Raw genomic sequence first — 8,546 nt, forward strand, 5'->3', positions numbered from 1 at the left:
GGAATGTTCCATAGCGGTATCTTTGCCTGGTTAGGTTATTTCTTTTACAAAAATTATGGCCTGAACGAACGTCAGATTGGTCTTGCCTTATTAGGTTACGGTATTCCTGGTTTACTGTTTGGCTCATTGCTAGGAAGGCTAGCTGATCATTATGGGAGAAATAAAATTATACCCATTGGCCTGTTCCTCGGGGCAGTCTCCGTGCTGCTGTTAAGCCAGAATTTCAGCCTTGCCGCTTCCTGCCTGTTAGTAGCAATGCTCTCTTTTGGTTTTGATTTATCCCATCCGTTATTTGCCGCTATTGTTACCACTTTCAGCTCTAAAAAAGGTGCGGCCACAGGACTTTTCGCTTTTTTCCTTTTTTCAGGCTACGGCCTCGGAAGTCTAGTATTGAGCCTGATTGTCGATATCGGTCTAGATAGAGCATTCAAACTATTTGGAGCTGGTATTCTGGTGGCGGCTGTTTTTTCGATATTTGTTTTTAGGAATGAAAAGTAGGAACAAAATTCACCCATGCTTTCCTATAGTTTTCACTCATTTATTTAAGCTTGAATTGCTTGCTTTGAGCTATTGGATATTTTACGTTACTGTCATCGGCTGTCTGTCTAATACAGGTCGGGAAACCAACTTACTCATTTTTATTTCTTGTTGTTATTGGGATAAAAAGCATGGGCTAATACCCGCCCGATCATTTGCCAGTAGGTATTGTCCTACTTCTCCCAATTATAAGGAAATGGCGAATTATTCTATCAATTACAGAAGCCTTCAATGATCTCGGTTGAGAAAACATAAAGAGGCTCGACAAGTATTTTCTTAACTCCAGGTTTAAAGTTTGAATGAGGTATGACACACGTTTTGTTATTCGAAATCTCCTAGCCCCTACACTTGTTCAAACTTTAAATCCTTTCCAACTTCAAACGTATTTAAACCATTTCCCCCACAAATCCATTCAAACTTCCTTTAATTAGCATGAAGAAAATAGTCGTATTAAGCGGAGCTGGTATTTCCGCCGAAAGTGGCATTAAGACCTTTCGGGATTCGGATGGTCTCTGGGAAAACTATCGAATTGAGGACGTTGCCACACCAGAGGCCTGGCAAAGAGATCAGGCTCTGGTACTTGACTTCTATAACCAACGCCGTAAACAGGCTCTGACTGCCGAGCCCAATGCAGCCCATCACATTTTAGCCGAACTTGAAAAAGATTTCGAAGTCCAAATCATTACGCAAAACGTAGATAATCTTCACGAGCGGGCGGGCAGTACGCACGTCTTACACTTACACGGGGAGTTATTCAAAGCCCGCTCAACGAAAAATCCGGCCTTGATTTATGAGCTGGAGGATTGGGCCCTTAACGTAGGCGATCAGTGCGAACTGGGTAGCCAGTTACGACCACATATTGTCTGGTTTGGAGAGGAGGTTCCGGCTATTCAGGAAGCAATCCCCTACTGTGAGGAAGCGGATGTATTCATCGTGGTTGGCACCTCTTTGCAGGTGTATCCAGCGGCAGGTCTAGTTGATTTTGTTCGTCCGAATACGCCCATTTACGTAGTCGATCCGAACCTACCCTCCGTTTCGCGTCGGAAAAATGTAACGTATATTCCTGAGAAAGCGAGTGTGGGTTTGCAAATGATTCAAAATCAATTGCAGCCTTAAAACGCCCGAATGTCCGGAATCTGGGCCTTTTAACAATAATTAGTAGGCTTTTCCGGACTTTTCTTCCTATTTATGAGTTAATATAGGTGAAATTTCATTAACACGATTTGATATGCGTAAATGGTTCATTCCGGTAGCACTGCTTGCTGCCCATTTAGCAACCGCTCAGAATCAGGCTCCTGTCACGGAACCGGTAAAGACGAAAGCCCCAACCAACTGGTTTAATCTTGACTATTCAGCCGATAAGATACGTGGCGTAAGTTCAGAGAGAGCCTACGAATTAGTCAAAAAACGTAAATCATCGCCCGTCATCGTCGGAGTGATTGATTCCGGAATTGATATTAACCATGAAGATCTGAAATCGAAAATCTGGACCAACCCCAAGGAAATTGCGGGTAATGGTAAGGACGACGATAACAACGGCTACGTGGATGACGTACACGGCTGGAGCTTCCTCGGCAATAAAGACGGACAGAACGTAGATAAGGAAGGACTGGAACTGACTAGGGAATACGGCAAGTACAAGAAACTTTTCGAAGGAAAAGCGGAAGCCGATATTCCTGCCGATCAGAAAGACGCCTTCACGTACTATCAGGAATTAAAAATTGCCTACAACGAGAAAGCTCAGGAGTCTAAAATGATGCTTCCGTTGATTGAAAACCTGCTGAAGTCTTATACGGAAGCCGGTACAACGCTGAAGGAGTACCTGAAGAAGGATACCGTTACGGCGGAAGATGTAGCTAAAATCGACAAAACGACCGCCGATGGTAAGCTGACGCGGGCGATTGCCGCCTATGAACGCGGTTTCCAGATGGGCTATAATGAGAAAGAATTGCAGGAAGCTTACGATCACTACAAGACGGAAGCTGAAGTACAACTCAATCCGGATTACAACGCCCGTCAGACCATCATCGGTGATAATCCAGAAGATACCAAGGATCATAACTACGGCAATAACGACGTGATCGGCCCTGACGCTCGTCACGGTACGCACGTAGCGGGTATCATCGGAGCCGACCGGAATAATGATCTCGGTATGAAGGGCGTAGCCGATAACGTAAAAATTCTGGTCGTACGGGCGGTGCCGGACGGCGATGAGCGTGACAAAGATGTGGCCAATGCCATTCGTTACGCCGTTGACAACGGAGCTCAGATCATCAATATGTCGTTTGGGAAAGCGTATTCACCTCAGAAGGAAGCGGTTGATGAAGCCGTGAAATACGCTGAATCGAAGAACGTACTGCTGGTTCACGCCGCTGGTAACGAATCGCAGAATACGGATGTAGAGCCTAACTTCCCAAACCGTAAACTCAAATCAGGTACTGAGCCTAACAACTGGATTGAAGTAGGTGCCTTGAGCTGGGAACCCAACAAAGTAGCCAACTTCTCGAACTACGGTAAAAAAGGCGTCGATTTGTTCTCACCCGGCGTGGCTTTGTACTCTACCGTGCCCGGTTCGAAATACGAAGAGCTGGATGGTACATCCATGGCCGCTCCGGTAGTAGCGGGTGTGGCGGCTTTGGTGAAATCTTATTTTCCAAAAATTACAGCCGCTCAATTACGCCAATTGCTGATTGAATCAACCGTGAAGTTTCCGGAACAACAGGTAAATCAGCCCGGTGGCGAAGGCCAGGTTGCCTTTGGCGAGCTTTCCAACTCGGGCGGTGAAGTGAACGCTTACAATGCCGTCAAGCTGGCCCTGGAATGGGAAAAAGCGGGTAAGATTAAGTAGTTTACTGTTTTTAGTTTACCGTTTTCAATTACAGGCAACAACCGGAAAGTTTGGAGGTCTTCTGATGAGGAAGGAATCTGGACTTCCCGGTTTTGTTTTTGTTATTAACTCCCATTGGTACAGGTTTAGAAACCTGCACCAATGTTCTCCTTTTCAAGTAAGAACCTTAACCCCGAAGGGGTTCAATATGCTTAGCCCCGTATGCAATGCGGGGCTAAGCCAGCCCAGTAGGCACAGCCTACCAATTAAAATCCGTAGCAAATTCAATGCTACGGACAACTCATGCCGTTATCTTTACCGGTTTAAACATTTCAACTCTAAACTCTAAACTCTAAACTCTAAACCGCAGCGGCGGCCGCTCAAAACTGAAAACTCAACCCGTCCTCACCCCCGCTTCAAACCCTCCCAAACCGTATTTACAGCCGTGTTCAGCAACATAACATCCAGCGTTAAATCACCCGAAAGTTTCATCTTTACGACGGCGGTAATATTGCCATAGACCATCCATGCCATCAACCTGGAGGAAATGTCTTTCAATTGTCCCGTGTGAATCCCTTTTCGTAAAAACTCCCAGAGTGGCTGATAAAAGTTGAACATCTCCTCTTTGGAGAGCTTGTTCATAATGGGCGAATTGGCGTAGTGCTCAATAAACAGAAACTGATCGGGATGGCTTACGTAGTAGTCGTACAAACCCAGAAACACACTTCTGAACCGATCACGGTACGGCTTAGTCGTATCATCACTTTCCTGAATCACCAAAGCAATTTTGTCCCGGTACAACAGAAAAAGCTCATCAATCAGTTGCTCCTTGCTTTCGAAGTAATGATAAATCGTTCCGGCGGCTACGTTGGCGTGCTGAGCGACCATACTCATGGGTGTGGCATGGAACCCATTCTTTGAAATCAAATCCAGCGTAGCCTCCAGAATCGCCGTGCGTTTATCCAGAGGTCTGTCCGATTTTTTAGGGGTATCAAGCCGTTTCGCCATGCCTCGTAGCCTTTGTTAAGTAATCAATGGATTTGAGTTCGTACTCGTGTTTATTGCAGACGAGCCACAATGATCCCCGTTTGATCCCGGTGTCGGTTCAAATACGCCGCTAACGGTTCCGCCGAAATCACTACCTTTTTCTGATCCGTTGAGGCGTGTAGCAAATACACCTTCCCCCCTTTTTGGTAGGCAAACCCTTCGTGTGAAACATCTAGTCCAGCTTTGGCTGAAGTAATACCAATGATATCACCCGTACGCAGTTTTGACTCGATGGCAGGTAACTTATCCTTCGGAATGTAGTACTTCTGAACCTGATTCAAAGCCTGTTCCAGCGTTTGTACTCGCTCGAAATTCTGCGAGTCAGCCAGTTGAGCGTATAGATTCCGGTGTTTCGTCATGAAGTCAATGGGTTTGTTGTAGGGTACGCCACCCCACGCCTCCGCCATCAAGCGAGCCTCGCCATAGCGAACCAGTTGTTGTAAGAAGGATGAAAAGTAGTGCTGCCGACTTCCATAACCCTGTACCTTCCCCTGATCGTAGCGATACCGAGCCAGTTGCTGCTGAAAGTGATCCACAGTCAGCGTATCGGACTCAATGGTTTTAGTAAGAGCCAGTACATTTTCGACAAACGTCGTACAATCCAGTTCTCGCAGGTTTATCACCAGCTGTTCATCGCCGGGCTGTTCGAGGGTACGGGCTACGTACGGCGTGTTCAGAAAACTCAGGGCTACAGTACCCGCCGTTTCTCCCGGCGTCTGACCCTTGGGAATTTGAAGCTTTTGCTGAATTAGCTCCGGGTCACCCATGACGCAGGCCAGCCATAAGCCAAGCCACATACTTACCTTTATCATTGACTGAATACGTAGAATCGTTTGTTAAGCCTTCTCTTCATCATCGACACGCAGGGTCATTAACCCCGCAATGATCAATAAAATTCCCCCGAAAACGATAACCTGAATCGGAGCCCAACCTACGAGCTTGATGAGATAGGATAATCCCAGGCTCGCCAGAAACTGAGGGAATACAATAAAGAAGTTAAATACGCCCATAAAGTAACCCATTCGTTCAGCAGGCAGGCTACCGGATAATAAAGCGTAGGGTATGGTCAGAATACTCGTCCAGGCAATACCGACGCCCGTCATTGACAATAATAGCCATTGGGGATCCTGTATGAAATAGATCGAAATGAGTCCAAACCCTCCGATTACCAGACTTAGCAAATGGGTCATTCGCCGTCCGATTCGGGCGGCAATGGTTGGGACCAGTAAGGAGAAAAGGGCCGAGACCCCATTGTACACCGCAAACGCCGTACCCACAAAATTGGCCCCTTCGTTGTACCGTTCGGAGTGCGTATCGCTGGTTCCGTAGATGTGCTCCGTTACGGCATTGGTCGTATAAATCCACATACAAAACAGCCCAAACCAGGTAAAAAACTGTACTACGGCCAGTTGTCGCATGACTTTAGGCATTTGAAACAAGCCGGAAAAGGTTTCCCTGAATTCATCGCCCAGCCGTCGATGTTGTCCTTCCTGACGAAAGGCTTCCAGATTTTCGGGTGGATATTCTTTCGTAGTGAGTACGGTATACGAGACGCAGGAAATAAAAGCGGCAGCTCCCAGGTAATACGACCATCGAACCGAGTTCGGAATTTCCCCCGGATCCGCCGTATTTGCTACGCCGAGGTACGTAAAAATAGCGGGCAGTGCCGACGCCACTACCGCTCCCACGCCAATAAAAAAGCTTTGCATGGCGAACCCGGACGTACGTTGTTCACTGGGCAGTAGGTCACCCACAAAGGCTCGAAACGGTTCCATCGAAATATTAATGGACGCATCCAGAATCCAGAGCATACTGCCCGCCATCCAGAGACTGGAGGAATTGGGCATGAAAATCAGAGCCAGCGTAGCAAATACGGCTCCAAAGAAGAAAAACGGTCGTCGACGCCCCCACTTAGAGTGCCAGGTTCGGTCACTGAAGTAGCCAATGATGGGCTGTACCAACATGCCCGTCAGCGGAGCCGCAATCCATAACAGGGGAATTTCTTCGGCGTCTGCTCCGAGGGTGGAAAAAATGCGACTCGTATTGGCGTTTTGCAGAGCAAAACCAAATTGAATGCCCATGAACCCGAAGCTCATGTTCCAGATTTGCCAGAACGATAACCGGGGTTTTGAAAAAATGGAAGCAGAAGCAGGGGAACCGGGCATTCGCGTAGGGAATGGATTACGTTTGGGGAGTGATTTCAAAAATCAACGCACTATTGGCCGGAATTTGGACGGCAATTCCATCCGTAGCCTGGAAGCTTCCTTTTACTTTCTTGTTCAGGAAAATTTCCTTGTACGCATACGATGCCTGCGATGAAAGGCCTGCCATATTCCAGAACAATTCGGGAATTCGTACCTGCGTTTGATACGTCTGCGTTCGACTGAAATTCGTTACGATCAGTAAAATCTGATTTTCGGTGTACCGTAGATAACTATACAGTTTCGATTCGTCGTAACCCGCGGATTGGCCACCCCCATTCACGTACTGTACATCAAAGAATTCGCCGTATTGAATGGCTTCCGACTTGCGGCAGAGTTTGTTGACAGTCAGGTAAAAATCGTACAGCTTTTTCTCTTCGGGCGACAATAGTCCGCCGTCGAATTTCCCCTCATTCATCCATTTCTGCCACTGCGGCACCCGCCACCAGTCGAACAACGTAGTCCGGCCATCATTCGTCTGAAATCCTTCGGCCTCGGCAGCGGGCTCGCCTACTTCCTGTCCGAAATAGTACATTACCGGACCGCGTCCCTGCGTGGCACTCACCACCCAGGCGGGAATGGCATACTCGGCTTTTCCGGCAAAAAATTCACTGGCAATCCGTTGCTCGTCGTGATTTTCCAAGAAACGTAACATGTGTTTCTCAATATCACCGGACTCGTGTTGCCACACCCGCGTAATGCCCGAAGCGTGTCCCCGATCTTCCATCAGTTCACGCAGGGTATCGTACATGCCTACTTTGTCGTACAGGTAATCAAACTGACCTACGTGGATGTAGTTGTGGTACCGTAGCGGATTATAAATTTCAGCGATAAAGATGACGTCTCCTTTGGCTTTAATCTGGGGGATACACCAGGCCCAGAATTCGACCGGTACCATCTCGGCCATGTCACAGCGGAAGCCATCTACGCCTTTCGCCACCCAGTACAGCAGGATGTCCCGCATTTTCAACCAGGTATCCGGAATGGGGTCGAAGTGACAGGAACGACCATTCTGATAATCAACGCCGTAATTAAGTTTACTCGTTTCATACCAGTCATTGATACTAGGTTGAGCCTGAAATACATCATTTCCCGTAGCCCGGGCCGGATACTCGAAGTACGGATGCGGGGATTCGATGGGCAGGTGAACGCCCTCCGGAATGGCAAATTCTTCGTTCGGCAGATAGTAGAAATTATTGGCTGGAGAAAAAGCCTGCGTATTCACGTCCGTTTCGCCAAAATCAAGCACACCGGCGGGCTTGGCATCGGAGTGATACTGACGAGCCACGTGATTCGGTACAAAATCAATAATCAGCTTGAGCTTCTGAGCGTGGACCCGCTTCACCATCGCTTCAAACTCTTCCATCCGCCGCGAAGGGTCCTGAGCCAGGAAGGGATTCACGTCGTAGTAGTCTTTAATAGCGTACGGCGACCCGGCCCGACCTTTCACCACGGCCGGATGATCTTTGGGAATACCGAGAGCCGAAAAATCTTCCATGGTGGCGTGTTCCAGCACACCCATCGTCCAGACGTGGGTCATACCGAAATTCTTCAAATTTTTCAAAGCGGTATCACTAACATCACTAAACGTGCCGGTACCGTTTTCACTCAACGAGCCCCAGGGCTTTACCTGCGACTGTTTATTACCGAACAAACGGATGGTCAATTCATAAATGAGCAGCTTGTCGTTATGCTTTTCTACAGACATGGTTGTTTTCTTGGGAAGTTGTGGAATGACACTACCGCATTTTCACCGGAAGTGTTTCAAAAATTAGGGTTCTGAATTACATTTTCGAATTCTTTTCCCGACTATTTTTTCTTTACTGATGCCCTTAACTATAATTAAGTATCCAAATCAATCAATTTTATCGCAACAAATTAATATTTCCGTAAATTTTACGTTCGTTTGCTACTCACATTAATTGTTCGCCCCA

The 8,546-nt window shown here is 47.3% G+C and carries 7 protein-coding genes; 3 read left to right on the plus strand and 4 right to left on the minus strand.

All coding sequences use genetic code 11. The features are described 5' to 3' along the window. The 3 genes from ACOJTG_RS15130 to ACOJTG_RS15140 all read left to right on the plus strand — a co-directional run. A partial coding sequence (locus tag ACOJTG_RS15130) for an MFS transporter (protein WP_420154593.1) occupies nucleotides 1-498 on the plus strand: 498 nt, incomplete at its 5' end. Between the two features lie 471 nt (nucleotides 499-969). Further along, nucleotides 970-1,653: an SIR2 family NAD-dependent protein deacylase gene (locus ACOJTG_RS15135; RefSeq protein WP_420154594.1), complete on the plus strand. Its 684-nt coding sequence runs from the start codon at nucleotides 970-972 to the stop codon at nucleotides 1,651-1,653. 112 nt (nucleotides 1,654-1,765) lie between these two features. Continuing rightward, nucleotides 1,766-3,385, plus strand: a complete 1,620-nt coding sequence (locus ACOJTG_RS15140) for a S8 family peptidase (RefSeq protein ID WP_420154595.1) — start codon at nucleotides 1,766-1,768, stop codon at nucleotides 3,383-3,385. A 384-nt stretch (nucleotides 3,386-3,769) separates the two neighbouring features. On the opposite strand, the gene ACOJTG_RS15145 is transcribed toward ACOJTG_RS15140, so the two are convergent. The 4 genes from ACOJTG_RS15145 to ACOJTG_RS15160 are packed head-to-tail and all read right to left on the minus strand — an operon-like array spanning nucleotide 3,770 to nucleotide 8,320. Continuing rightward, on the minus strand, nucleotides 3,770-4,372 hold the full coding sequence (locus ACOJTG_RS15145) for a TetR/AcrR family transcriptional regulator (protein WP_094817042.1): 603 nt from the start codon (nucleotides 4,370-4,372) through the stop codon (nucleotides 3,770-3,772). Nucleotides 4,373-4,422: 50 nt separating this feature from the next. Next, complete coding sequence (locus tag ACOJTG_RS15150; protein ID WP_420154596.1) at nucleotides 4,423-5,208, minus strand: N-acetylmuramoyl-L-alanine amidase-like domain-containing protein; 786 nt, start codon at nucleotides 5,206-5,208, stop codon at nucleotides 4,423-4,425. Between the two features lie 39 nt (nucleotides 5,209-5,247). After that, nucleotides 5,248-6,576, minus strand: a complete 1,329-nt coding sequence (locus tag ACOJTG_RS15155; protein WP_420154597.1) for an MFS transporter — start codon at nucleotides 6,574-6,576, stop codon at nucleotides 5,248-5,250. A 16-nt stretch (nucleotides 6,577-6,592) separates the two neighbouring features. Beyond that, entirely contained in the window at nucleotides 6,593-8,320 is a 1,728-nt protein-coding gene (locus tag ACOJTG_RS15160) for an alpha-amylase family protein (RefSeq protein ID WP_420154598.1), read from the minus strand. Between the last annotated feature and the right edge of the window lie 226 nt (nucleotides 8,321-8,546).

It is taken from the genome of Siphonobacter sp., from assembly GCF_048595215.1.
Taxonomy (GTDB): Bacteria; Bacteroidota; Bacteroidia; order Cytophagales; family Spirosomataceae; genus Siphonobacter.